Origin of the sequence: Pseudomonas sp. 2VD (assembly GCF_005503585.1) — a bacterium.
GTDB lineage: Bacteria > Pseudomonadota > Gammaproteobacteria > Pseudomonadales > Pseudomonadaceae > Pseudomonas > Pseudomonas aeruginosa.
In genome coordinates this window covers 1-23,387 of record NZ_SCND01000056.1, presented here as the reverse complement: position 1 = coordinate 23,387, position 23,387 = coordinate 1, and the positions used below count along the sequence as shown (strand labels likewise).

Genomic DNA, 23,387 nt, shown 5'->3' with positions numbered 1-23,387 from the left:
GCCACCTCCTCCACCGCCGCCACTGGAGCCGTTGTCGCCGCCACCGGGCTTGGTGCCGCCGTCGCTTCCACCGTCGCCGCCGGGCGGGTTGCTGCCACCATCGCCCCCGGTGCCGCCGTCACCACCCGGCGGCGGACCGTCGCCCGGACCCACGTCGCAGCCGAAGGCACAGGAGCCATTGGAGGTGAACCAGTTGCCGGTGAACGAGCCGATGACCTTGCAGTAGGTCGCGCCGGCCTGACCTTCAGCGGGACCGATACAACCGTCAATCGCACTGACCGCAATCTCACAGCCGAGGTAGTTGATGAAGCGGGAAATCGGCGCTTGATGGGATTTTTCGTAGAGCGAGCCGGCCAGAATCTTGCACTTGTTTTCCTTACACTCGCCGGTCTCTTTGTTGTATTCGGTGTCGGCTGGACAGCTATCGCCATAGCGTGCGGCAGGACCATACCCGGCAGCAGTCTTGCCGGTTTCGTTGTTCGTGAACTCGCACCAAAACGAGGTCTGGTCACGGGCTTTCATAGACCCGGTGAAGGTGAACTCCCCAGGGCGTCCCGTGGCTTTGGCCCACGCCGCGCAAGCTGCCGAGGGCGAAGAAAAGCGTTCAGGCAGTGACTGAATTTTCCAGTAGTAATCCTCAGCCCTCGCCACCGTGGCAAAGAGAAGCATCAGAATCAGGCTCGCAAACTTCATCGTAAGACCCCACACAAAAAAGCCCCCTGCCGGAAACTCCGGAGGGGGCTTCCGTTTCGGTCGCCACTACTGGTATTGCCCGACCTTGAGCCCTGAAATCAGGGAATAGGCCATGAACGCACCCAGCATGAGAGACCAGATCACGTCAGGCCTTGCGCATCGCGCCGATGACCAGAGCGAGGCCGACCAGCACCGCCACGGCGGCGATCACCAGCTTGGCCACGGACGAGCCGTCGGTGCCGGCTTGGGTCAGCACTTCCTTGGTGGTTTCGTCGATCAGCGAGTCAGCGAAGGAGACGTTGGCCACGGCCAGGCCGACGGTGGCGATGGAAGCGTTGCGGAACAGGGTTTTCATTTTTTCCATGATTGGAACCTCATTAATTGCGCGCTTTGCGCATGGCAGAAATGATCAAGCCAGCCCCCAAACCAACGGCGAACAGCCCGATGGTCCCGGCGAAGCCGAGGCGGAAGGCCGACGGGTCGAAACCACCCATCAGCAGAGTCAAATAGCCCTCTGCCTCAGGCGGCAGCAGGTAGGTCTGTATCCACTCAAGGTGCGTACAGCCGACCGTGCCGTCCGCGTTCTGGACCCAGGTCTTGCACACTTGAACCGATACAGAGCCTTCCATTCGTGCAGTCCTCAAACAGCCAGGGAGGCCGCTAGGCCGTCGATCCAGCCCCAGGCGTAGCCGGTGGCCAGACCTACCGCGAACAGCGAGAGATAGCGGAGCATCGCGGCCTCCTACGGCTTACGCCTTGGCGTCCGGGGACTTGTCTTGTTTGTCCTGGCCCTGCGGCTGCTGGGCCGGGCGCGGGGCTTGGGCCTGCGCTTGCGGGCGGGCCGGGGCTTGGGCGGTCGGCGCCATCGGCTTGCCGCCCACGGCCAGCAGATCCACAAGCACCTGGGTATTGGTGATCCGACCGAAACGGTCTTGGGTCGGGCGGACCACGCTGGCGAACTTGCAGAGCACCGGCTGGCCTTCGAAGACGATGGCGTCTAGCAGGGTCGGCTCGATGTTGTATTCGCTGATCTCGAAGCCCTTGGCGTTGCCACGGGCACCTTCCGGGATCGGGGCGATGGACTGGACCGAGGCGTAGATTTCCCCGGTCTTGGTCGAGGTGTAAGTGTCGGTCTTGGTGACCCACAGTTCGACGACGCCGCCTTGGGTTGCAAACATGTTCATCGGTGTTTCTCCTTCAATTCGCCTTTTTCGGCGTGAGTTGTCCCGCTGCTGCAAATTCGGCTGTTTCGCCTTCATTCAGCGGTGTTGGGTGAAAGTGATTTGTCGGGCGATCCCTTCGGGCCGGGCTCTATTCGCTAGCGAACCAAGCCAACCACGGGTGTTCGTCTCGGCCCATTCGGGTAGCGACCCCTATCGCAACGTCGTCTCCAACGGCCAAGGGGAACGCTCCCCCTTGGAACCCGCAGAGCAACACCAAGGGCTCTGCCCTTGTCATCCCGCTCTTGCCGCCGAGGGCTCGGGAGCGCGGGGCGGAGAAGCTGCCCCACACTCCCCAGCGGAGGCTGTTTCAGGGGGGAGGCGTTCAAGGGTGCGCTGCGCCCGTGCTTCCGTTCGCCGGAACGGTGAAGCTGTTCCGACGAGCCGGGAGCGCGGCCCTTGACCGGATCGGCCACGGTGCGGGCGGCCCGGATCAGGCAGAGCAGGAGCAGCGCTTTCAGGGTGTTAGCGAGCATGGGTCAGCCCTCCAGTTGGAATGCTTCGCGCACGGGCACAAAGGGCGTGGGCTTCCCGCTGTCGTACACAACGTGCCAGTACTTCGGCGGACGCCGGGACGGGTCGTGTTTCGCGCAGAAGGAACGGGGACGGCAGAGCCAACGGCCATCTTCCAGATAGGGCAGCCCAGGGGGCCGGCAGTCCGGACACGGCGACGGGCTGTGCAATGGGATGACCTGCCTTGCGGACCAGCACACAGAGCAGGCGCAGTCCGGGGCGTGGGTTTGGCGCAAGTAATTCGGAGACGACATGGTCAGCTTCCTCCTTATCTTGGCGAGCACGACCCCAGGCGAGAGCCTCAACCCGCAGGTCGGTCAGATAGGATTCTTCCGGCTGGGAGAGGTAGCCGGAGTCCATGAGGCCATCGATCAGCATCAGGGCGCGGTCGAAGGGTTCGCTGGGATGCTCTGCCGCGTGCAGCAGATAGCCCTCAAGGAAGCCCAACAAGGCGTTAATCGGGTTGCTCGACAGAACGCGCGCTACCTCATCAGCGCCTTCAAAGCTCTGCTCAACACGGAAGACCAGTTCGGCATTCAGGGAACGCATAGAGGCCCTGGCAGCCTGTTCAACCCGAGCGCGAAGGGCTGGAGGCATACGGAGCTTGAATTGCGGATCGGTGCGGCTCATGCCGACCACTCCTGTTCCAACAGCCAGTTGCGAAGCAGCGCGCTATTCACCATGCGCAGCTTTCCGAGCTTCACGGACGGCAGCACGCCCCGGTAAACCCAGGCGCGGGCAGTGCCATAGCTAATGCCGTTGCGTTCCGCCCACCGTTCGATGGACTCCACATCCTGTTGCGGCCCTATCAGGGCGCCGGGGTTAAGCTCTTCCAGTTCCATGCTCATTCCGTCACTATTCGTGGCATTAGCCATACGCAGCTAGAGAAATAATTGCTCTGGAGAAATTATTTCCCCAAAGCCACGTCAGGGCAACTATTTCCCCGGAATAAATTTCTATATGAGCACGTCAGCCGATAGAGCAAGACTATTAATCAAGAAAATCGGACCCAAAAAGGTCAGCCTTCACGGGGGCGATTACGAGAGATGGAAAAGCGTCAGCAAAGGCGCCATTCGCGTGAGCACGGAAGAAATCGACGTCTTAGTAAAAATTTTCCCTAATTACGCGTTATGGATTGCAAGCGGTTCCATCGCCCCAGAAGTCGGCCAAACTAGCCCCGACTATGACGAAGCCAATCGAAACTTGTCCAATCAAAACGCGGGATAGCGGTCACTAGAAAAGTAGCACTACGATGGTACGCCCTACGGACAGAAGGCAAGAAATGAAAGCAGACAGGGACGATGCGCCAGAACACTTGAGGAGAAGGCGAGGCCAGAGCTTTGGTAAATGGACGCTTGCAATTGCTCTAGGACTAGGACTTTCAGGGTTGGCTTTATACATGGCAGGAAACAAACTCTCTTTCCTTCAAAAACCACAACCCAGCCAACCCTCTAACCTTGAGAAACCTGCTCACACCCCTAACGATCACACTCCCCAAGACCAGCCCCAAAAGACATCAGAAGAACTTTTCTGGGAAAGCGTTAATGCACGCAATCATCAACAGAGCCAACCTAAGCAAACTGTTTATAACGATAGTAATTACAGGCCGCAAAAGCCGACTAACATCTACACACCGCCAGCCCCCCATCGAGTAGTGTCCACGCCCCAGCAACCACAGCAACGCCAGACCAATCGAGCAAGCCGAGAACGAACCTCTAAGTGGATCAAAAGCTGGAATGGCGGTACAAACTACCTAGCAGAATGGCTATCCGTAAACAATCACATAGATGGCTCCAGTGTCTGCGCCAATCACCGACGCGGCTCAATCGACTACCGCGAGTGTCGTAAGGCTGCCAAGCAGCACTTCCATGAACAGTGCAGAATCTGGCGTGCGCGTTATGACAATGACCGCAAGACAGGAAGTGATCAAATGAAGACGCGTTATTGCACAGCTGCGAGCAGCTTCAGTCCGATGGGATAGCCGGAGCAAAGCTGCAAGACCAAGACTCAGAAACTACCGAAATCAAAGTGGAACGCTCTACCTATCTCTTCTTTTCAGGCAGGCACCGACAGCAATAATGGAGACACTCCGACCATCAGTTTCCCATCCACAACAAAATTTCGGAGCTGCGAAAGTCTACGGTAATAAGCAAAAATTATCCTCAATTTGAGAAGCGGATTATCCTCGATCAAGTGCAGCGGGTGAGAAGAGTAATCCCATTCCATTATCGAAAAGAAATCAATCACAAACGTATCTAACGTCGCCCGAGTTTCAGAAGTTAAATTTTGCGATATACGATTGCTTTCAGATTCAAAACCAGATATTCCAGACTCTCTAAAATACTCATACGCTCGAGAATAAAGCTCCTCGAGAAGAACTTGCCTCCCTGGAAGAAATGTAACTTCTATAGAACTTTGAATTTGAGCAGCCAAATCCGGAAGCAAATCAAGTTTAATATGCCCTGGAGAGTTAAAGCTCAGCTGGGAAATACGAGCCCGATGAATTGAAGGTATCACACTACCCAAACCACTAAATATATTAACCGCACTAAAACCACCAGACCACTGAGAGGAATAGTGCTGCAACCTATCACGAACAGCAGTTCTAAAAGAGTAGGAGAGACCATAATGAAATGAATATAGCTGCTGAAAGAGCCTCTGAATCTTAGAAAGCTCCTCTACATACAATTCGTCACCATTTAAACCAAGATAGTAATCCGCAGTCAGCTCACTTTTTAAAGACAACGCAGATTCGGTCGCAATTTCCGGGGTAAGTAGCGAGTCCTCTTCTGGCAAATAATCTTCAGGCATATCTTCATAGCAAGTCAAGGTTATGCCTGTTTTCTTTAGGCTCTGCCCCACATCAAATGCTATTAAATACTTTGACCTTCGAAACAACTCTAGAAGACTATAAGCTTCATCCAAATAACCTCGCAAAGACTCTCGAGAGATTGGGACAATGCACCACCGATGCCTTGTCGCTGTGCAATCGAGCCAGACATAAAGAACATCTTCACCACGTTCGCTTCGGTAGAGGCTAACTAAAGGACCATCATAATAAACAAGATCAGCGTTCCAAGTATGTTTAGAAACTATCTTTGCAGAAATATGCTCGCCAGGGATACGAATAAAGCTCATCACAGTCTCTCCGACACAGCCATCATGGATGTAACATTTGTGGTTGCGTATGAGAAGAAGTCAAAATGCCCATTATGCTGCGCTGTAGTGCATAGACCATGATCTGAAGTGATCGCCACAGATGCGACATGATCACCTAGCAGTTTTTTCGCCTTAGGATGGTGTTTCAGAATTGCTTGAAATGCAGCAACACTCTGCGCTTTTGACGCATGCATAGACAATGCCCAACAAGAGCATTTTTGCGTGTCATTCTGGCTATGAAGACGCCTAGGATTACGAATTGCGACCGGCTCGGCAGAAAGCGAGGTAATAGGTGAAAAAACCCAGCGCCATGCTAGGCGGTCATCGGCAATTGCGTCAACTGGCGGGCATTGAACCCCCGAATTATTTAGAGCGGATATTTCTGCTTGGTAGGCTAGCATCCATGCATCCTTATTGTCAGTTGCATAACAAAATAGTAGCAAAATGCCTCGCCACGTCCATCCCGTCCAGCCGAATGGCCACTCGCTCCAGCACTCCTAAACACATCTGATGTCGAAAAAGTGTCGAAATCAACAAAACGAAAAGGCACGATTTCCGACAGTAGAGCTGTGAGAGTGCAGGCCATAGGACGCATTGGAGCGCTCTGAAATGCTGCTTTATAGGGTTCGATTCCCTTCGCCCGCTCCAGATCCCAATGCAAAGGCCCCTGACACCAACCAGTGCCAGGGGCTTTCTGTTTTCAGGCTTTACCGCGTAAAGCCCGGGAAAGATCGGAAGCGCCCCATGGATTTCGGCGGAGGCGCAGCCGGAAGGTTCCTCTTCCTTACATCATCAGCGAGTAGGCCCGCTCCAACTGGTCCAGATCGATATCCAGAGGCAGCGGCAGGGGCGCTTCGCCGATGTGCCGCTCGCTGGCGAACTTTCCCTCGGCCAACACACGTGCCGGGTCGTTGAGGGCGAGGAAGTCACCCCCGTCGTATTCCCAGAAGTTCAGCGGTGAGCGGCCGGAATAGGTTTCGTTCCAGCATGCGACGTACGAACGTTCGCCCAGGACTTTCGGACGGCAGGAAACGTAGGGTTCCAGATAGACCTCATGGGTGAGGTACAGGAAGGTGAGGTCATCCACGCGATAGGCCGGCGCTTCGCTGACCTCCTGAGGCTCCTCGTCCAGTTGCGCTTCGGGGTTCGCTCCCGGATCGACCGCTGCGACAGCGGAAAACCCATCCGCCCCCCGGGGTTCTTCCATGGCCATGCCTCCGCCGATGAACAGGGAAGCAACCACGACCAATAACTTCAACATGACGCGCCCTCGCCTGAAAATCGCGGAGATTACGCCGCCAACTTTTCAGGTATGCGATCGGGGTGGCCCGCAACCTTCCGCCCCGCCGCCCGATATCGGGCAATTCCTACACGACGGAAGACGCATCCACCTGGGCCCGCACCCGGCTCGTCTTCTCGCTCAGCGCTCTTTCACGGTGTTCCGCAGCGAATTAGTAATTATCTGTAGGAATAACTCCTCAACAGCCTCGTATCACTTCCGCTCGAGCCGAATCTCGACCAGCTTGCCATCGATGAAGCGCAAGTGTCGGTAGACGCCTCCACTGGGGCCATACACCCAGAATTCGGTGCGTGCGGCATTCAACTTGGGCACGCCGTTGTTGCGCAGGGCAGGCTCGTTGACGATCCTGCTCAGCGGTTGCCCGCACCTTTCCAGGACTTGCTCGACGCTGTCGCCCTCGTCCACCAGATGCGTGCCGCATCTCATCGAGGCGAGGGCAGGAATTGCCAACGAAGACATGAACAGCGTCAGCGCCGTGCGAAACATGGATACCTCCCGCTTCCCCCGATAATGAAAGCGCGGACCGCCGCGGGGCGAGGCGAACTCCCTCACAAAGGCGCAAGCGTCGCACAGCGGCATGGCGACGCAGGCAGTTCCTTGCCGTCGCTTCGCCAGCTTCGTTAGACTGCCGCATCGCAGCACGCTTTCGTGGCTGCGCCCTCCCCGATCCGAGGCTTGCATGTTGGAGATAGTAGTCATCCGATAACCGCCACTTCGTCATCCCGCACGAGGTGTCGCCGGTTATCTGCCTTCGCCATGGCTCGCACGCGCCTTTTCGCGCAGTGCGGCCGCGTTGTCACACCGATGATTACAGGTTCTACCGACATGAACGTTTCCAAGCCGGAACAACGGACGCTTCACGCCTTGGCCCAGGGCGGCCATATCGCCTTCCTTCGCGACGCTTCGGGCAAGATCACCCGCGTCGAGTGCTACAACCGCGACGGCCACCTGCTGCTCGACTGCACCCTGGCGGTGTTCTCCAGGCTGAAGAACAAGGGCCTGGTCCACTCCCGCCAGGGCAGGCCCTACCGGATATCCATGGCCGGGCTGAAAGCCGTGCGCCCGCAGGCGGACAATCGCTGACCCCCTTCCTTTTCCATTGCCCTCGCCGGGACAAGGCGGGGGTTCCGAGGAGTGCTTGCATGAATATTTCCATCCATGCGGAAACGCCCGGCGACATCGACGCCATCGCTCGCCTGACCGAAGCCGCGTTCCGCAACGAAACGCACAGCAGCCATACCGAGCAGTACATCATCGACGCCCTGCGCCGTGCCGGCGCGCTGACGTTTTCGCTGGTGGCCGAAGCGAACGGCCAGGTGATCGGCCATATCGCTGCCTCACCAGTGACCATCGATGGCGAAGCGGGCGACTGGTACGGCCTCGCGCCGCTATCGGTGGCGCCCGAGCGGCAGCACCAGGGCCTCGGTTCGCAGTTGGTCCGGCGCCTGCTCGCCGAGCTGCGCATGCTGCCCGCGGGCGGCTGCGTGGTACTGGGCGAACCGACCTACTACTCGCGCTTCGGCTTTCGGGTGGAAAGCGGCCTGGCGTTGCTCGGCGTTCCCGCCGAATACTTCCAGGCACAGTCCTTCAGCGGGCGCATGGCGCGAGGAATAGTGGCCTTCCACGCCGCATTCGACGCCAGCGGCTGAGCCGGAACGACAGCAGCCGCTATGTCGCCCGCTGGTCGCGGGCTCAATCGAACTGGGTGCCCTTCTGGATCAGTTCCACCTTGTAGCCGTCCGGGTCTTCGAGGAAGGCGATCACGCTGCGTCCGTGCTGCATCGGCCCGGCCTCGCGGGTGACCCGATAGCCCAGAGCCCTGGCCCGGGCGCAGGTGACGGCGGCATCCTCGACCTCGATGGCCAGGTGGCCGTAGCCGTCGCCCTGGCTGTAGCCGTCCCGGTCCCAGTTGTGGGTCAACTCCAGGGCAGCGGCCGCGCGCTCGTCCTGGTAGCCGACGAAGGCCAGGGTGAAGCGGCCTTCGGGATAGTCCCGGCGCCGTAGCAGACGCATGTCCAGGGCGCGGGTGTAGAACTCCAGCGCGGCCTCAAGATCGGCCACGCGGAGCATGCTGTGCAGGATTCGCATGGAAATTCTCCGTGGAGTCCGGCGGCGAGCCGCCGGAGCGGGAATCAACCCTCGACGCGGTAGCCCTTGAACAGGAAAAGCGGACCGAAGGCATAGCTGTCGATCAGTTCATAGAAGCGCGCGATGGTTTCGTTGCGGCAATGCTGGAGGAACGCCGCCTCGTCTTCGTACACCTCGTCGAGGTAGAAGCGGTTGCGGTTGTTCTCGTCGCGGATCACCTCGAAGCGCAGGGTGCCCGGCTCGTTCTGCAACGAGCCATTGGCATCGAACAGGCCTGCCGCGGCGAACGCTTCGCGCTTGTCGGAGGGAACGTCGAACTGAACCAGTACGTGGTAGGTCATGGAATCTTTCCTCGTGAAATGGGGTTGGAAGCGATCGCGAGGTCCATGCTAGGGTGGCCTTCCACTCATCAAAAGTAATCAATAATCAGCAAAGCACTCACTTAAAGAGAATGATGTGAAACTCTCCCAACTCGGATTCTTCTGCGCGGTGGTCGAACGCGGCACCATCGCAGCCGCGGCCGAACAGTTGCATTGCGTGCCGTCGAACATCACTACCCGCTTGCGCGAACTCGAAGGACAACTCGGCGTAGCCCTGTTCAATCGCGAAAGGAACCGCCTGCTGGTCACCCCCGAGGGCCGCCTGTTGTACCGCCACGCCCGGCGCCTGCTGGCGCTGGCCGACGAGACCGCCGCGCTGTTCGCCGGCGACCAGGCGCACGGCGCGCTACGGGTCGGCGCGCTGGACGTGGCCCTGGCCAATCACCTGCCCCAGCGCCTGGCCCGCTACCGCCGCGAGTCGCCGGGCGTTGAACTGCACATCCGCCCGGAGCATTCGCTGCTGCTCGAGCGTCTGCTGATGGAAGGAGAGCTGGACCTGATCGTCACCGACGGCCCCATCGAACACCCGTTGCTGGCCAGCCGCCTGGCCTTCCGCGAGCGCCTGTTGCGGGTCACTCCCGCCGACCTGCCGGCGCCCACTCCCGAGGACCTCGCCGGCCTCGAACTCTATGTGTTCGGCCACACTTGCCACTACCGCCGCCAGGTCGACCGCTGGCTGGCGGAGAGCGGTATCCAGCCGCGTGCGACCCTGGAAATCGAGTCCTACCCGAGCCTCTTCGCCTGCATCGAGGCCGGTCTCGGCTTCGCCTGCGTGCCGGAGAGCTTCGTTGCACGCAGGCCCTCCACGCGACGGGGTTTCCATGCCGAACCGGTAGCCGGCCTGGACTCCAGCGATATCCATTTCGTCTGGCGCAAACAGCAAGCCTCGCCGCTGATCCAGGGCTTCATCGACAGCATCGGCGCCGACTGACGCCAACGAACGATGCCGCAACACAAACGCACTCGGAAAAATCGGTAACAGCGGAACCACTGCACAGACCAGAGAAAAAGCCGCCACCAACCAGGCCTGGCGGCGACACCGGAAGTACCCTCGGCGGCCGATTGCCGAGCCGATCTCCTACCTGCCCCCTGGGTTTTCCGACGAAAGACCTTGATTCGTGGGAGGTAGGGTCGTCTCCGCTAGATACCCCTCAACCCTGCGTGCGGGCTCCATGCCCGAGCGCCTTGGCGAGATTTGCCCATAGAGCCATCACTTATGACTGCGACAGACAGAACGCCCCCGCCATTGAAATGGCTCTGCCTCGGCAACCGTGATGCGAACGACGGATTCGAGCTCTTCGCCCATGGCATCTATGCGAGGAACGGCGCGTTGGTCGGCAGCAAGCTCTCCCTGCGCGAACGGCGCCAGCGCGTCGACCTGTCGGCCTTCCTTTCCGGCGCACCGCCGCTGCTTGCTGAGGCGGCGGTCAAGCACCTGCTGGCGCGCCTCCTGTGCGTGCACCGGCACAACACCGACCTCGAACTGCTCGGCAAGAACTTCATTCCCCTGCATGCCAGCAGCCTGGGCAACGCCGGGGTCTGCGAGCGGATCCTGGCCTCGGCCAGGCAATTGCAGCAGCACCAGGTCGAACTCTGCCTGCTGCTGGCCATCGACGAGCAGGAACCCGCCTCGGCGGAGTACCTGGCGTCCCTCGCCCGGCTACGCGACAGCGGCGTGCGCATCGCGCTGCACCCGCAACGCATCGATACCGACGCTCGCCAGTGCTTCGCCGAGGTCGACGCCGGCCTCTGCGATTACCTGGGCCTGGACGCGCGCCTGCTTGCCCCCGGCCCGCTGACGCGTAACCTGCGCCAGCGCAAGAGCATCGAGTACCTGAACCGGCTGCTGGTGGCACAGGACATCCAGATGCTTTGCCTCAACGTCGACAATGAGGAACTGCACCAACAAGCCAACGCACTCCCCTTCGCCTTCCGTCACGGCAGGCACTATTCGGAGCCTTTCCAGGCCTGGCCGTTCAGCAGTCCGGCCTGCTGAACGCCGATGCGGCTGCCAGCCGTCACGCCAGGCTGGCCCGCTATCCCGCCAGGCGCTACCCTTGGCGGTTTCGACGGACAGGGACGACGGTCATGGGCAACTATTTCGAGAGCCCCTTCAGGGGCAAGCTGCTCTCGGAACAGGTCAGCAACCCAAACATTCGGGTGGGGCGCTACAGCTACTACTCCGGCTACTATCACGGGCATTCCTTCGACGACTGCGCCCGCTACCTGATGCCGGACCGCGACGACGTGGACAAGCTGGTCATCGGCAGTTTCTGTTCGATCGGCAGTGGCGCCGCCTTCATCATGGCCGGCAACCAGGGACACCGCGCCGAATGGGCATCGACCTTCCCCTTCCACTTCATGCACGAAGAGCCGGCCTTCGCCGGCGCCGTGAACGGCTATCAGCCAGCGGGCGACACGCTGATCGGCCATGAAGTCTGGATCGGTACCGAGGCGATGTTCATGCCCGGCGTACGGGTCGGCCACGGAGCCATCATCGGCAGCCGCGCGCTGGTGACCGGCGATGTCGAGCCCTATGCCATCGTCGGCGGTAACCCGGCCCGGACCATTCGTAAGCGCTTTTCCGATGGCGATATCCAGAACCTGCTGGAAATGGCCTGGTGGGACTGGCCACTGGCCGATATCGAGGCAGCCATGCCACTGCTGTGTACTGGGGATATCCCCGCCTTGTACCAGCACTGGAAACAGCGCCAGGCCTCGGCCTGACGGTTGGACGAAGGAGGTCGAGGATTTTTCTCGGGCCCGATGGCCTACCCTCTATGCTTCCAACGGTGTACTGTCGCGATGCCTGGCCATCCAGGCATGCGTGCCAGAGCCACTCCAGCGACCGTACCGGCGGAACGAAACGCTGTGTTTCCGCCAGCCCGTGCCGAGCAACGATTGCCGGAACGATCGCAGGACTTCATGACCGGCGGCCTCCTGGAACGGCTACCGGGCAAGACGAGTGACAAGAACGACACATGATTGAAGAAGCCACTTCCAGCAAGCACTCAGGCACGACGGACGCCCCGCTGGTATCCGTCGTAGCGCCCTGCTTCAACGCGGAAAAGTACCTGGAAGAAGCCCTGCGCAGCATCTACGAGCAGGACTACCCGAATTTCGAAGTGATCATCGTCGACGACGGTTCCACCGACAACAGCTACGCCATGCTGGAGCAGTTGCAGAAAGTCCACGGTTTCCAGCTCTACCGCCAGCAGAACCAGGGCGTCAGCGCAGCGCTGAACTTCGGCCTGCGACACGCCCGCGGCGACTACGTAGCCACGCCGGACCTGGACGACATCATGCTGCCACACTCGTTGAGCGTGCGCGCCGCGTACCTCGACCAGCACTCGGAAGTCGGCTGCGTCGGCGCCCTGGTGATCTACATCGACAGCGAAGGCCAGGAAACCAAGCGGCAGAACGGCAATCGCATCCGCCAGCTGGACTTCGACTACCTGCTCGGCAACGCCTACGTTTGCGGCGCCCCGGTGTCCCTGTACCGCATGGAGGCCCTGCGCGCAGCCGGCTTCTACGATCCCGAGATCAAGGTGCAGGACTTCCAGATGACCCTGCGCATCGCCAGCCAGGGCTACCAGATCCACAAGCTGCCGGTGCTGGTCACTCGCTACCGGCGCCACCCCGACAACCTGTCGCGGCGCTACAAGGTGCTGCTCGATGCCGACCTGCGCACCATCGAGCCCTACCAGTCGCATCCCGCCTACGAGCGCGGCCGCACGGAACTGGTCAACAAGGCCCTGAAATACGCCGTGGTCGCGGACAAGCGGCATGCCTGGCAACTGCTCCGCTCGCTGCCGCTGCGGCAGTGGAACCGCACCACCTTCCGCCGGTTGAAGCGCTTCCTTCTCCATCACGAGACCACCTGAGCCCCGCGGACTCCAAGGTGGCAAGGTAATTCGATGAAATTCCTGGAAAAACTGAAAAAACGCAAAGAGCGGAAGTACTTCCGTGGCTGGGAAAAGATCTTCAAGGCCCCGGAGAAGATCCGTCTTGCCTACCCACATTACGAGGTCGGCGTGGGCACCTACGGGATCCCGGAGGTCACCGAGTTCGGCGACAAGGCCACCCTAAGGATCGGCGCCTACACCTCGATCGCTGCCGGCGTGAAGATCCTCCTCGGCGGCGAGCACCATACCGACTGGCTCACCACCTACCCCTTCCCGAAGATGATCGATGAGGTCGCCGACATCCCTGACAGCACCACGACCCGCGGCGACGTGGTCATCGGTAGCGACTGTTGGATCTGCACGAACGCGCTGATCCTCTCCGGGGTCACCATCGGGCATGGTGCGGTAGTCGCCGCCGGCGCGGTGGTGACCCGCGACGTGCCGCCGTTCGCCATCGTCGGCGGCAACCCGGCCCGGCAGATCCGCTGGCGCTTCGAGGAAGACATCCGCGAAGCCCTGCTGGCTTCGGCCTGGTGGGACTGGCCGGTGGACGAGGTGAAGCAGGTCGCCCGGACCCTGTGCAGTACCGACATGACAGCCTTCCTGCGCTACATCGAGCAACGCAAGGGCTGATTCCCCGGCGGGAATGATCGCCGGTCATGGGCTATACCTCCCCGATATACTTTGGTTTCGAATTGCCGCCCGACAACGGGTAGGCCGGCCGCTTGACGCCCGCGGCCGTTCTTCGAGGGAGCTTGAATGACCGCGCTGCACGACCTCCCGGGAACCCGCCTGCTGGCACTGTTCGCCCGCCGGGAACTCTCGCCTGGCGAGTACTACGAGCATCTGCTGGCCCACATCCAGCGCTGGGAACCGCATCTCAACGCGCTGTATCGCTTCGACCCGCAACGGATTCGCGAACAGGCCGCGGCGGCCACCGAGCGTTGGCGCAAGGGACAGCCCAAAGGCCCGCTGGACGGGCTGCCGGTAACCATCAAGGAGCTGATCGCGACCGCTGGCGAACCTATCCCATTGGGCAGCGCCGCCACCGCCCTGCAACCCGCGCCCTGCGACGCGCCGCCGGCCGCTCGGCTGCGCGAAGCCGGCGCGATCGTCCTGGCCAAGACTACGGTTCCGGACTTCGGCATGCTCTCATCCGGCCTCTCCAGCTTCCACGGAGTCACCCGCAATCCCTGGAACCTGGCCAACAATACCGGCGGCTCCAGTTCGGGCGCGGCAGCGGCGGCCGCCGCCGGCTACGGACCGCTGCACCTGGGCACCGACATCGGCGGCTCGGTGCGTCTGCCGGCGGGCTGGTGCGGCCTGGTGGGCTTCAAGCCAAGCCTCGGGCGGATCCCCATCGACCCTTACTACACCGGTCGCTGCGCCGGTCCGATGACCCGCTGCATGGACGACTGCCTGCTGCTGATGCGCTACCTCGCGCAGCCCGACGCCCGCGACGCCACCAGCCTGCCGCCGGAAGTGCTGGACTGGAGCGCCGAGCCGCTGTCGGTGCGCGGCCTGAGGGTCGGCCTGCAACTCGACCCCGGCTGCGGCCTGCAGCCCGACGCGGAAATCCGCGCCGCGATCGAGGCCGCGGCGCGGCTGTTCGAGGAGCACGGCGCCCAGCTCAGGATCGTCGAACCGCTGATGGACCGGAGCCTGCTCGACGGCCTGAACGACTTCTGGCGCGCCCGCCTGTGGAGCGAACTGCTGCTCCTCGACGAGACGCGGCGGGCCAGGGTGCTGCCCTATGTCCACGCCTGGGCCGAGGGCGGCGCACGGGTCAGCGGGGTCGATGCGGTGCGCGGTTTCAACCAGACCTTCGAGATGCGCCGGCGCGCCGCCCGGCTGTTCGGCGAGATCGACCTGCTGCTGACGCCGACCAACCAGGTCGAGGCCTTCCCCGCCGACTGGGCCTCGCCGCTGAACGATCCGCAGCGGCCGTTCGAGCACATCGTCTTCACCGTGCCGTGGAATATGGGCGAACAGCCCGCGCTCTCGATAAACTGCGGCTTCACGGCCGCCGGCATGCCGATCGGCCTGCAACTGGTCGCGCCGCGCTTCGCCGATACCTGGCTGTTGCGCATCGGCAAGACCTACGAAGGCTGGCGCGGTCCGATCCACGGCTGGCCACGGCCGCCGGCTGACTGAAGCCGGCAGCCGCTCGTCGCTCGGCTCCAGGCCTGAGTGTTTCAGTCGTCACTCCGAGAGGGCCTTCGCCATGCGCTCCCCCACCCGTCCCCCGGCGGCCGCCGATCCGGCCAGCCGCCGCAGCGTCTTTGCCGTGGTCCTCGGCAACGCCGTGGAATTCTTCGACTTCGGGGTCTATGCCACCTTCGCGGTGATGATCGGACGGACTTTCTTCCCCTCCGACAGCGCCTTCGTCAGCCTGCTCCTGTCGGTCACCGCGTTCGGCGTCGGCTTCGTCATCCGTCCCCTCGGCGCGATCCTTATCGGCGCCTACGCCGACCGCGTCGGGCGCAAGCCGGCGATGCTCCTTACCCTGTTCCTGATGGCGCTGGGCACCGGCGGCATCGCGGTGCTCCCCGGCTACGACAGCATCGGCCCGGCCGCGCCGCTGCTGCTGGTGTTGACCCGCCTGCTGCAAGGCCTGGCCTGGGGCGGCGAGGCCGGGCCGGCGACCACCTACATCCTCGAGGCGGCACCGCCGCACAAGCGCGGCACCTACGCCTGCTGGCAGGTCGTGGCGCAAGGCATCGCGGCGGTCGCCGCCGGGCTGATGGGCTACCTGCTCACCCTCTGGCTCGACGAGCGCCAACTGCAGGAATGGGGCTGGCGGATTCCCTTCGCGGCCGGCCTGCTGGTCCTGCCGATCGGCCTGTACATCCGCCTCAACCTGGCCGAAACCTTTTCCGGACGCGGCCGCCAGGCCAGCACCCGGAGCCTGCTCGGCGAGTTGTTCGGCAATCATCGGCGGGCCCTGCTGCTCGGCCTGCTGATCCTCTCCGGAAGCACCATCACCCAGTACTTCCTCAACTACATGACCACCTTCGCCCTTACCGAGCTACACCTGCCGGCGGGCATCGCGATGCTCTCGACGCTGGTCGCCGGCGCCGCACTGGCGCTCTCGGCGTTGCTCGGCGGCGTGCTCTGCGACCGCTACGGGCGCCGCGCCGTGCTGATCCTGCCGCGCCTGGCGCTGCTCGCGGTGCTGTTCCCGGCACTGCAGGCAATGACCCGTCACCCCGAGCCGGCAGTCTTCCTCGCCGTCCTCGCCCTGCTCTCGGCCCTGCATGGCATGAGCGGCGCGGCGCTGATCGTGCTGCTGGTAGAAAGCTTCCCCCGGGCGCTGCGCTCCACCGGTTTTTCCCTGGTCTATGCGACCGGCGTCGCCGCGTTCGGCGGCACCGCGCAGATCGTGGTGACCTGGCTGATCGGCGTCACCGGCAATCCGCTGTCGCCGTTGGGCTACCTGCTGCTGGCCAACCTGGTCTGCCTGGTTGGGGCCTGGCTGGCCCGCGAGACCTGGCCGGGTCGCGGGGACATGGGAGGCGCGCCGCTGGTGCTGCGCGACTGAGAACTTGCGCGGTTCGTTCAAGCGCCGCCGGCCTGTCGCGGGCGACGCTGGGGACCTCATTCATCCGGAGGTCCCACCATGCAGTTCTTCCTGCGCTACGCCTACGCGCCCCTCTTCTGGTCCGGCTTCATCGGCCTGGCGACCTGGCAGGTCGGCTATCGCCAGGCTTCCCACGCCTGGCTGGTCGCCCTGTTCCTCGGGGCGCTCGGCCTGTCCTTTCTCGCCGAACGACGACTGCCCTACCAGCCACGCTGGAACCGGCCGCACGCCGACCGCCTGCGCGATGTCCTGCACGCGTCGGTCAACGAAAGCCTGAACGCACTTGGCATCCTCGCCCTGCCACTGCTGGCCGGAGTTCTGGGCTTCTGGCCGGTATGGCCGCAGGCCTGGCCGCTGTGGCTGCAACTGCTGCTGGCGATCGTCCTGGCCGATCTCGGCATCACCCTGGTGCACTACGCCAGCCACCGTTCGGCGCTGCTTTGGCGGCTGCACGCGGTGCACCATAGCGTGCAGCGCCTGTACGGTTTCAACGGGCTGATGAAGCATCCCCTGCACCTGGGCCTGGAAGCGCTCGGCGGCACCCTGCCGCTGTTGCTGCTCGGCGTGCCGCAGACGGTCGCCGCGCTGCTCGCCTTCGCCATCGGCATCCAGTTGCTGCTGCAACACAGCAACGTCGACATGCGCATCGGCGGGTTACGCCATGTGTTCGCCTGGGCACCGCTGCATCGCCTGCACCACATCCGCTACGGGCGCGCCGGCGACGTCAACTTCGCGCTGTTCTTCAGCGTCTGGGACCGCCTGCTCGGCACCGCCCTCCATCGTCCCGACTACCGCCTGGACAGCACCGACATGGGCATCGGCGACCAGCCTGACTATCCCCGCGACTATGCCGGCCAGTTGCTCGCGCCATTCCGCGACCTGCCACGCAGCAGGCACGTCCCACAGCCGCCGGAAGGATTGGGGCGTTCAGCCGGCCAGGCGTAGGTGCGGCAGCGACAGGCCGGCGCGGATACCGAGCAGGCTGCGTACGCTGCGCGACAGGTGCGCGGCGTCGGCGAAGCCGGCGTGATGGGCCGCCTCGGTCAGGCTGCGCCCCTGCAAGGCCAGGGCGAAGGCCAGGTACAGGCGGCGCCAGAGCACCAGGCGGCGCACCGACAGGCCGACCTGGACGGCGAACAGCCGCTCTAGTTGGCTCAGCGAAAGACTGGCGCTGCGCGCCAGTCTTTCCGCCTCGACCCGCGCCGCGAGTTGCTCGTCGAGCGCCGCCAGGGCCTTTTCGACGCGGCGGTCGAGCCGTCGACGAGGCAGCCGCGCAAGCCGCCCCAGCAACGCCTCGGGCTCGCCGGGAGCGTCCTCGAGAAGCTGACGCAGGTCGTCGCTGTCGAACGCCAGCGGCTCGGCGTACAGCGCCAGCAACGGCTGCGACGCGTCGACGCGATGGGCTTGCAGCGAGGGCACCAGCAAGCGCCGGGCCTCCAGTACCTGGCCAGCGACGCGCACCCGCAGCGGCGTCTCCGCCAGCAGCAACTGGTGGGCATAGTGAGCGTGCTCGCGGGTATCGCCGTTGACCCCGGCGAACAGCGCGTGGTCCCGCGCCAGCCAGACCTCGCCCTGCCAATGCCGCTCCGTCATCGCGTACCTTCCGTCAACCGTTCCGTGGCGAAACGGTGTCGGCTATGGCGACCGCCGTCAAGCCCGCAAGGTCAGCGTCCGAACCAGTCGCGCCGGTCGTCGAAGGCGTGCTCGATCAGATCGAGCAAGGCACGCACCTCCACGCGGTTCTCCGCTTCCGGCTGCACGCTCATCCAGACTTCCCGCCGCATCGGCTCGTCGAAGACCTGCGGCAACGCCGCCAGGTTGCGCTCCAGGCGTCCGGCGTAATGCGGCAGCAGGCCGATGCAGGCGCCCCAGAGGATCGCCTGTAGCAGCAGGTCGTGGCTCTGTACCTCGATCACTCCCGACTGGCGAGCCGCCACCCGCCGGTTCCAGGGTGCCAGGGCGGCGCTGGCGGCCTGGCCGTGGAGCTGCGCCAGCAGGTAGTCGTCCAGCTCGTCCTCGCTGGCCGGCCGCGTGCGCTCGCGCGAATAGCGCTTGCCGATGTGCGGCTGGTACTCCAGCTCAGCGATGCGCGCCGGTGCGGCGAAGTGGCCTTCCATCGCCGGATGCGGCTGCCCCGGATCGGCGATCCAGATGGCGATCTCCGCCGGCCCTGCGCTTTCCGGCCAGCCCTCGCGCAACTCGGCGAGGGCTACGCGCAGGTTGGCGTTCTTGCGCAGGTAGCCCCACAGCTCGCGACTGAGCACATCGTGCAGGACGCTTTCGGCCACCGCCAGGCGCACCAGCGGCTGTTGCCGGTGAAGATCGGCGTGGCTCTGGCTGTCCTCGACCAGGCGCTGCCCGGCGGCCTGGACGATGCGGCCCTCGCGGGTCAGCGAGAGGGCGTTGCCCTCATGCACGAACAGATGCAGGCCGAGGCGCTCCTCGAGCCGGGCCAGGGTCTTGCGCAGCAGCGTCGGCTTGACGTCCAGGCTGCGCGCAGCCTGCATGAAACAGCCGCAACGGGCGGTGACCAGGAAGAAATGCACCACCTCCAGAGAACCGAACAGCTCGTGCCAATAGGCACGGTCGTCGCGTCCCTGCGCGGGCCTGAGCAGTGCCGGGCGCTGCCCGGCGGACTCCGATAGGGCCATGCTTCCTCGCTAGCGTCCAGGCATGAGGCGAATCCGCAGTTCGATCGGCTGCGGCATGTGTTCCGGCGGCGGCAGGCGCAACGAACGGTCCATCAGCGCGCGCCGCAGTTCATTCTCGATCGGCTCGGCGTCGCTGCGCAGGCAGGCGAGACGGACGATCCAGCCGCGTTCGTCGAGCCAGACCCGCAGGTCGATGTCGGTATTCGGCAACTGCCCCGCCGCACGCCGCGACTCCAGGAAGGCCAGCAGCCGCGGCGCGGTTTCGGCATCTTCGCCCAGGCGCTGCTGGACCTGTTCGCCGAGCCATGCGGCGTAGGCGACCCAGAGCCGCTGACGTTCGTCGCGGAACCGTTCGGGCTCGCCGAACAGCCAACTGCGCAGGTGCCGCCAGCGGCTCGCGCGCGGCCCATGCCTGGCCTCCGGCGTGCCGCCCATCAGTGCAGTTCCGCCAGGGTCTTGCCGAGCAACGCGCCGTCGATGCTCAGGGTAGCGTTGTTCACCAGGCCATCCAGGTAGGCCTTGGCGATCTGCTCCTGGCGTTGCGCGCGCAGGCTTTCGCGCAGGCGACCACGGACCTCGTCGAGGGTGGCGAGGCGAGCGTCGCGACGCTCGGTCAGCTTGACCAGGTGGAAACCGTTGGCGCCCTGGATCGGCTCGGACACCGCGCCGACCTTCAGCCGTTCCAGCGCCGGACGGATCGCCGGCAGCAGTTGCGCCTGCGCCAGCAACCCACCGATGTCGCCGCCGTTGCGGGCGGTCTGCGGGTCGTCGGAATGCTTGCGCGCCAGTTCGGCGAAGTCGCCGTCCGCGGCCTGCCGGTAGAGTTCCTGGGCGCGCTTGCGCGCTTCGGCAAGCCCGCCGGCCGCAGAGGCGGCGATGAAGATCTGGCTGACCCGGTACAGCGCCGGTACAGCCAGTTGCGCCTTGTTCGCCTGGTAGGCGGCCTGCAGTTCGGCATCGCTGGGGTAATCCTCGGGCACCGTGCTCACCGACTCCAGGTAGGTACGCAGGACGATCTGCCGCGCCGCCGCATCGATCAGCGTCTTCACCTGCGGACGCTGTTGCCAGTCCTGGGCGCTGGCCTGTTCGTAGAGCGCCTTCTCGGCCAGTCGCGCACGCATCCAGCGTTCCATCGCGTCGCGGTTCTCGCTCAACTGCGCGCGGGTTTCCGCCGGCACCTCGGCCAGCAGCGCCTTCAGTTCGTCCGGCGCCACCTGCAAGGCACCGAGGCGGGCCACCGCGGGTTCCGCGGCGGCGCTGGCAGATGGCTTGGCAAGCGCGGCCTGGGCCTGGCCCGCGCCGCCGTCCTCGCGCTGGCCACAGCCGGCGAGAACGGCAAGCGCGAACGCCAGGATGCCGCAACGAAATGCCGGCCGCATCGGCTCAGGCCTCGCCATCGACGGGTTGACCGGCATCCTGCGCCATGCCCTGCTGCTCCGCGGCCAGGCGGCTGTAGTCGCGCAGGTAGGCGATGAACTCCTGCAGCAGGCGATCCCACAGTTCGATATGGCTACGCAGGTTGGCCGGGCTGACGCCGCCGGCGACGATCACGTCCATTTCCATCACCAGGAACTCGCCCTGCTGCGACAGGCGGCCGAAACGCCGGCTGAGATTCCAGCGCTCGGTCAGCCCGGCGGGCAATTCGCCCTGCACGCGCAGGGCGCAGCTGAAGGTGAAGTCGAGGTAGCTCGCCGGCGTCGCCGCCGGATTGCCGAAGCGCACCGCGTAGCCGATTCCCTGGCTGGCGCTGAGCAGTTGCACGACGCCGTTCTGCTCGCTGCGGTTGACCCGGTAGCCGGCGTCCTGCAAGGCCTCGGTCAGGCTGTCGACGGAAAGGTGTTCGATCAGGGTGATGTCGTTCATATCCGGGTTCCTGGTTTGCTGTCGGATTTCACTGGGCGAGCGCCGCCTGGCGGTTCTCGACCTGGGTCTTGTAGAGGTCGTCGCCGAGCTTCTGCGCCATCTCTTCGAATTTCACCCGCGCACCGCTGGCGAACGGTTGGCGGATCTTCATCACCTCGGCGACGCTGACGTTCTCGTAGGCGCCGAGAATCTCCTTGGCCACGCCATACATCTCCCGGTTCTTCGCGGTGCACTGCTGCAACTGCTGGTCGTGCTCGCGGAACGCCAGGTCGAGCTTCTGCCGCTCGGCCTCCTTGGCTCGCGCCATGACCAGCAACTCGTCGTAGGCCTGCTTGTACTTGCCCAGTTGCTCGTTGCTCGCCTCGACCATCTGCCGCGCCCGGTCGTGCAAGCCCTGTTGCTGGGCCGAGAGCTGCTCGGCCTGGCCCTTGGCCCGGGCCAGCTCGGCGCTCAGTTGCTTGACCTGGGCCAGCGCCGCATCGCGCTGGCTTTCCAGCGCGGCTTTCGCCGCGGTGGCCTGGGCCTGTTCGGTCTGCAGCGCCTGGAGTTGCTGGGTGGTGCTGCGCAACTGGGTGCGCAGGCGTTCCTCCAGGCTGTCGGCGTAGGCCGCCTGGCTGGCGTAGGCGGCGAAGGCGGCCCCGGCGAGCAGCGCCTGGGCCCAGATCGGTAATGAGAAAGGTCGCGTGTTCATGGTCTGCCTCTTCATGGTCTGCCTCGAGGAGCGCTCAGAAGCGCGTGTTGACCTCGAGTTGCAGGACGTCGATGGAGAACGGTGCGCCGTAGACCTCGTCGGAGCTGAGCCAGCGCGCGGTACCGTAGACGCGCTTGTCGAAGCCATAGCTGGCGCCGAGGATGTAGCCCTTGGCGTTGGTCCCGCCAAGGTGGAAGGTGGAATCGTTGAAACCGTCCGGCAGGGCATCCGGCTGGATGTACTTGTAGGCGGCGAAGACCTGCCAGTCGCCGGCGTCGCGCATGTCCAGGGCGTTGCCCAGGGTGAACTGGAGCATCCAGGCGTTCGCCCCGCTCTTGATGTCGCCATCGGAGCCGAGGTTGTTGGCGATCTGCGCCACACCGCCGGCGCGCTTGCGCATGTCGCCCTCGTCGTAGCCCAGGTTGTGCACGTAGTTGCCGGCCACCCGCAGCTTGAAGTCGTTGGGCAGCTCGGCATCCCAGCCGAGGTTCAGGTCGAGCAGGTTGAACTCCGAGGCCAGGCCGACGTACTGCGGGTTCGGCGTGTTCGCCGGGTCGGCCGGGTTGGGCACGATGTCGCGCAGGAGGAACACCGTGTTGCCCTTCTGCATGAAGGTCGGTCGGCTGCCGTCGGTGTCGCACTCCGGATCTCCCGCCCAGGGCCGGCAGGGGCTGGAACGCCGCCCTTCGATATCGTCGAAGCGGTAGTAGGCCAGCGCGCCGGTAAGGCTGTGCTGCGGGTTGATCTTCCAGGTGGCGCCCAATTGCGCGCCGTACATCCACTTGTTGTCGCTGTCTTCCTTGTCGAAACCGTTCGACGAGGCGGTGTCCGAGCTGTACTCCACGGGGAACGCGCCGACCGTGCCGAACAGCGAGACATCGCGGCTCAGCGGCTGGTTGAAGATCGCCGCCACGCCGTCGAAGTTGAGGTCGTTGGAATACAACAGGTCGGTGGACAGGAACGGATTGGCGATCCGCCCGCCGGTCAGGCTCAGGCGCTCGCTGGGCTTCCAGGTCAGGTAGCCCTGGTCGAGCCAGAGGTCCTTCTTGCCGAAGCCGCCGCCGAGGGTCTGGGTGGTCGACACCGGGTTGTTGTCCGAACCGGTGCCGATGCGGATGCCGGCGCTCCAGCTTTCCGACAGCGCCGCCTTGAGGCCGAAGCGCGCGCGCAGGCGCAGCAGGCTGTCGCGGTCCTCGCGGGTGTTGAGCAGCGGCGGCAGGCCCGAGCTGGTATTCGGGTTGACGTCATAGGGACCGTCGTCGTTGAGTTCGGCGAAGTCGGTGATCTGGTTGCTGTTGCCGTTGCCGAAGGAGCGCGACTCGTAGCGCAGGCGCACGTCGCCGT

At 63.7% G+C, this 23,387-nt stretch carries 30 protein-coding genes and 2 pseudogenes; 12 read left to right on the top strand and 20 right to left on the bottom strand.

Annotation, left to right across the window (positions count from 1 at the left end):
- From FFS27_RS33225 to FFS27_RS09245, 7 genes and pseudogenes are all read right to left on the bottom strand, one after another.
- Positions 1-708 (bottom strand): annotated as a pseudogene (locus tag FFS27_RS33225) (attachment protein); the annotation flags it as partial.
- Between the two features lie 130 nt (positions 709-838).
- Positions 839-1,057, bottom strand: coding sequence for a hypothetical protein (locus FFS27_RS09275; protein WP_003124953.1), 219 nt, complete (start codon positions 1,055-1,057; stop codon positions 839-841).
- A 13-nt stretch (positions 1,058-1,070) separates the two neighbouring features.
- The gene (locus FFS27_RS09270; protein WP_003124954.1) at positions 1,071-1,322 is read right to left on the bottom strand and encodes a hypothetical protein; all 252 of its coding nucleotides are present in this window, start codon (positions 1,320-1,322) and stop codon (positions 1,071-1,073) included.
- Between the two features lie 120 nt (positions 1,323-1,442).
- On the bottom strand, positions 1,443-1,877 hold the full coding sequence (locus FFS27_RS09260) for a hypothetical protein (RefSeq protein ID WP_003140508.1): 435 nt from the start codon (positions 1,875-1,877) through the stop codon (positions 1,443-1,445).
- Between the two features lie 515 nt (positions 1,878-2,392).
- Entirely contained in the window at positions 2,393-2,680 is a 288-nt protein-coding gene (gene pflM, locus FFS27_RS33220; protein ID WP_023131707.1) for a lysogeny maintenance protein PflM, read from the bottom strand.
- Positions 2,681-2,936: 256 nt separating this feature from the next.
- Positions 2,937-3,056: pseudogene (locus FFS27_RS33215) on the bottom strand (Arc family DNA-binding protein); the annotation flags it as partial.
- Positions 3,053-3,268 (bottom strand): hypothetical protein, encoded by a 216-nt coding sequence (locus FFS27_RS09245; protein ID WP_033955117.1) that lies wholly within the window; start codon positions 3,266-3,268, stop codon positions 3,053-3,055. The gene FFS27_RS09245 and the pseudogene FFS27_RS33215, both read right to left, overlap by 4 nt.
- 118 nt (positions 3,269-3,386) lie before the next feature.
- Here FFS27_RS09245 and FFS27_RS34090 point away from each other — a divergent pair, with 118 nt between their 5' ends.
- Entirely contained in the window at positions 3,387-3,653 is a 267-nt protein-coding gene (locus FFS27_RS34090; protein WP_052158592.1) for a hypothetical protein, read from the top strand.
- Positions 3,654-3,708: 55 nt separating this feature from the next.
- The gene (locus FFS27_RS09235) at positions 3,709-4,407 is read left to right on the top strand and encodes a hypothetical protein (protein ID WP_071556318.1); all 699 of its coding nucleotides are present in this window, start codon (positions 3,709-3,711) and stop codon (positions 4,405-4,407) included.
- A gap of 74 nt (positions 4,408-4,481) precedes the next feature.
- Here FFS27_RS09235 and FFS27_RS09230 read toward each other — a convergent pair whose 3' ends face one another.
- The 4 genes from FFS27_RS09230 to FFS27_RS09215 all read right to left on the bottom strand — a co-directional run bounded on the left by FFS27_RS09230 (position 4,482) and on the right by FFS27_RS09215 (position 7,371).
- Positions 4,482-5,564: a hypothetical protein gene (locus FFS27_RS09230; protein WP_123794470.1), complete on the bottom strand. Its 1,083-nt coding sequence runs from the start codon at positions 5,562-5,564 to the stop codon at positions 4,482-4,484.
- The gene (locus FFS27_RS09225) at positions 5,564-5,986 is read right to left on the bottom strand and encodes a hypothetical protein (RefSeq protein ID WP_123794471.1); all 423 of its coding nucleotides are present in this window, start codon (positions 5,984-5,986) and stop codon (positions 5,564-5,566) included. Before FFS27_RS09225 ends, FFS27_RS09230 begins: the two co-directional genes overlap by 1 nt.
- A gap of 383 nt (positions 5,987-6,369) precedes the next feature.
- Positions 6,370-6,846 carry a hypothetical protein gene (locus FFS27_RS09220; protein ID WP_021264262.1) on the bottom strand — a complete coding sequence of 159 codons (477 nt, stop codon included), beginning with the start codon at positions 6,844-6,846 and terminating at the stop codon, positions 6,370-6,372.
- Positions 6,847-7,077: 231 nt separating this feature from the next.
- Positions 7,078-7,371, bottom strand: a complete 294-nt coding sequence (locus tag FFS27_RS09215) for a DUF2845 domain-containing protein (protein ID WP_003085435.1) — start codon at positions 7,369-7,371, stop codon at positions 7,078-7,080.
- 339 nt (positions 7,372-7,710) lie between these two features.
- Between FFS27_RS09215 and FFS27_RS09210 the strand changes: the two genes are divergently transcribed.
- A complete protein-coding gene (locus FFS27_RS09210; RefSeq protein WP_003085431.1) occupies positions 7,711-7,968 on the top strand; it encodes a YjhX family toxin in 258 nt (85 codons plus the stop codon).
- Between the two features lie 59 nt (positions 7,969-8,027).
- Positions 8,028-8,534: a GNAT family N-acetyltransferase gene (locus tag FFS27_RS09205; RefSeq protein WP_019485088.1), complete on the top strand. Its 507-nt coding sequence runs from the start codon at positions 8,028-8,030 to the stop codon at positions 8,532-8,534.
- 43 nt (positions 8,535-8,577) lie between these two features.
- Here FFS27_RS09205 and gloA read toward each other — a convergent pair whose 3' ends face one another.
- Together gloA and FFS27_RS09195 are read right to left on the bottom strand one after the other, a co-directional pair.
- Complete coding sequence (gene gloA, locus FFS27_RS09200) at positions 8,578-8,973, bottom strand: lactoylglutathione lyase (RefSeq protein WP_019485089.1); 396 nt, start codon at positions 8,971-8,973, stop codon at positions 8,578-8,580.
- A 44-nt stretch (positions 8,974-9,017) separates the two neighbouring features.
- Entirely contained in the window at positions 9,018-9,314 is a 297-nt protein-coding gene (locus FFS27_RS09195) for a putative quinol monooxygenase (RefSeq protein ID WP_003085421.1), read from the bottom strand.
- Between the two features lie 115 nt (positions 9,315-9,429).
- On the opposite strand from FFS27_RS09195, the gene FFS27_RS09190 reads away from it, so the two are divergent.
- The 8 genes from FFS27_RS09190 (at position 9,430) to FFS27_RS09155 (ending at position 17,783) form a co-directional block, all read left to right on the top strand.
- Complete coding sequence (locus FFS27_RS09190; RefSeq protein ID WP_019485090.1) at positions 9,430-10,284, top strand: LysR family transcriptional regulator; 855 nt, start codon at positions 9,430-9,432, stop codon at positions 10,282-10,284.
- 285 nt (positions 10,285-10,569) lie between these two features.
- Positions 10,570-11,349: a toxA transcriptional regulator ToxR gene (gene toxR, locus FFS27_RS09185; RefSeq protein ID WP_003120800.1), complete on the top strand. Its 780-nt coding sequence runs from the start codon at positions 10,570-10,572 to the stop codon at positions 11,347-11,349.
- A gap of 92 nt (positions 11,350-11,441) precedes the next feature.
- A complete protein-coding gene (gene catB / locus FFS27_RS09180; RefSeq protein WP_019485091.1) occupies positions 11,442-12,080 on the top strand; it encodes a type B chloramphenicol O-acetyltransferase in 639 nt (212 codons plus the stop codon).
- A gap of 254 nt (positions 12,081-12,334) precedes the next feature.
- Entirely contained in the window at positions 12,335-13,237 is a 903-nt protein-coding gene (migA, locus tag FFS27_RS09175) for an alpha-1,6-rhamnosyltransferase (RefSeq protein ID WP_003085404.1), read from the top strand.
- Positions 13,238-13,270: 33 nt separating this feature from the next.
- On the top strand, positions 13,271-13,891 hold the full coding sequence (locus FFS27_RS09170) for a CatB-related O-acetyltransferase (protein WP_003116522.1): 621 nt from the start codon (positions 13,271-13,273) through the stop codon (positions 13,889-13,891).
- 126 nt (positions 13,892-14,017) lie between these two features.
- Complete coding sequence (locus FFS27_RS09165) at positions 14,018-15,412, top strand: amidase (RefSeq protein WP_003123054.1); 1,395 nt, start codon at positions 14,018-14,020, stop codon at positions 15,410-15,412.
- Between the two features lie 70 nt (positions 15,413-15,482).
- Positions 15,483-16,799 (top strand): MFS transporter, encoded by a 1,317-nt coding sequence (locus tag FFS27_RS09160; protein WP_023087771.1) that lies wholly within the window; start codon positions 15,483-15,485, stop codon positions 16,797-16,799.
- Positions 16,800-16,877: 78 nt separating this feature from the next.
- A complete protein-coding gene (locus FFS27_RS09155; RefSeq protein WP_003085391.1) occupies positions 16,878-17,783 on the top strand; it encodes a sterol desaturase family protein in 906 nt (301 codons plus the stop codon).
- Here FFS27_RS09155 and FFS27_RS09150 read toward each other — a convergent pair.
- The 7 genes from FFS27_RS09150 to FFS27_RS09120 all read right to left on the bottom strand — a co-directional run.
- Positions 17,766-18,431, bottom strand: a complete 666-nt coding sequence (locus tag FFS27_RS09150) for a helix-turn-helix transcriptional regulator (RefSeq protein ID WP_003085387.1) — start codon at positions 18,429-18,431, stop codon at positions 17,766-17,768. The genes FFS27_RS09155 and FFS27_RS09150 overlap by 18 nt on opposite strands.
- A gap of 71 nt (positions 18,432-18,502) precedes the next feature.
- Complete coding sequence (locus FFS27_RS09145; protein ID WP_021264203.1) at positions 18,503-19,489, bottom strand: LysR family transcriptional regulator; 987 nt, start codon at positions 19,487-19,489, stop codon at positions 18,503-18,505.
- A gap of 9 nt (positions 19,490-19,498) precedes the next feature.
- Entirely contained in the window at positions 19,499-19,924 is a 426-nt protein-coding gene (locus tag FFS27_RS09140; protein ID WP_003134439.1) for a hypothetical protein, read from the bottom strand.
- The gene (locus FFS27_RS09135) at positions 19,924-20,868 is read right to left on the bottom strand and encodes a peptidylprolyl isomerase (RefSeq protein ID WP_003098445.1); all 945 of its coding nucleotides are present in this window, start codon (positions 20,866-20,868) and stop codon (positions 19,924-19,926) included. The genes FFS27_RS09140 and FFS27_RS09135 overlap by 1 nt, the downstream gene beginning before the upstream one ends.
- Before the next feature lie 4 nt (positions 20,869-20,872).
- A complete protein-coding gene (locus tag FFS27_RS09130; RefSeq protein ID WP_003085375.1) occupies positions 20,873-21,352 on the bottom strand; it encodes a YbjN domain-containing protein in 480 nt (159 codons plus the stop codon).
- 28 nt (positions 21,353-21,380) lie between these two features.
- Positions 21,381-22,043 carry a hypothetical protein gene (locus tag FFS27_RS09125; RefSeq protein WP_004348169.1) on the bottom strand — a complete coding sequence of 221 codons (663 nt, stop codon included), beginning with the start codon at positions 22,041-22,043 and terminating at the stop codon, positions 21,381-21,383.
- Positions 22,044-22,077: 34 nt separating this feature from the next.
- On the bottom strand, positions 22,078-23,387 hold a 1,310-nt coding region (locus FFS27_RS09120; protein WP_137951981.1), incomplete at its 5' end, for a putative porin.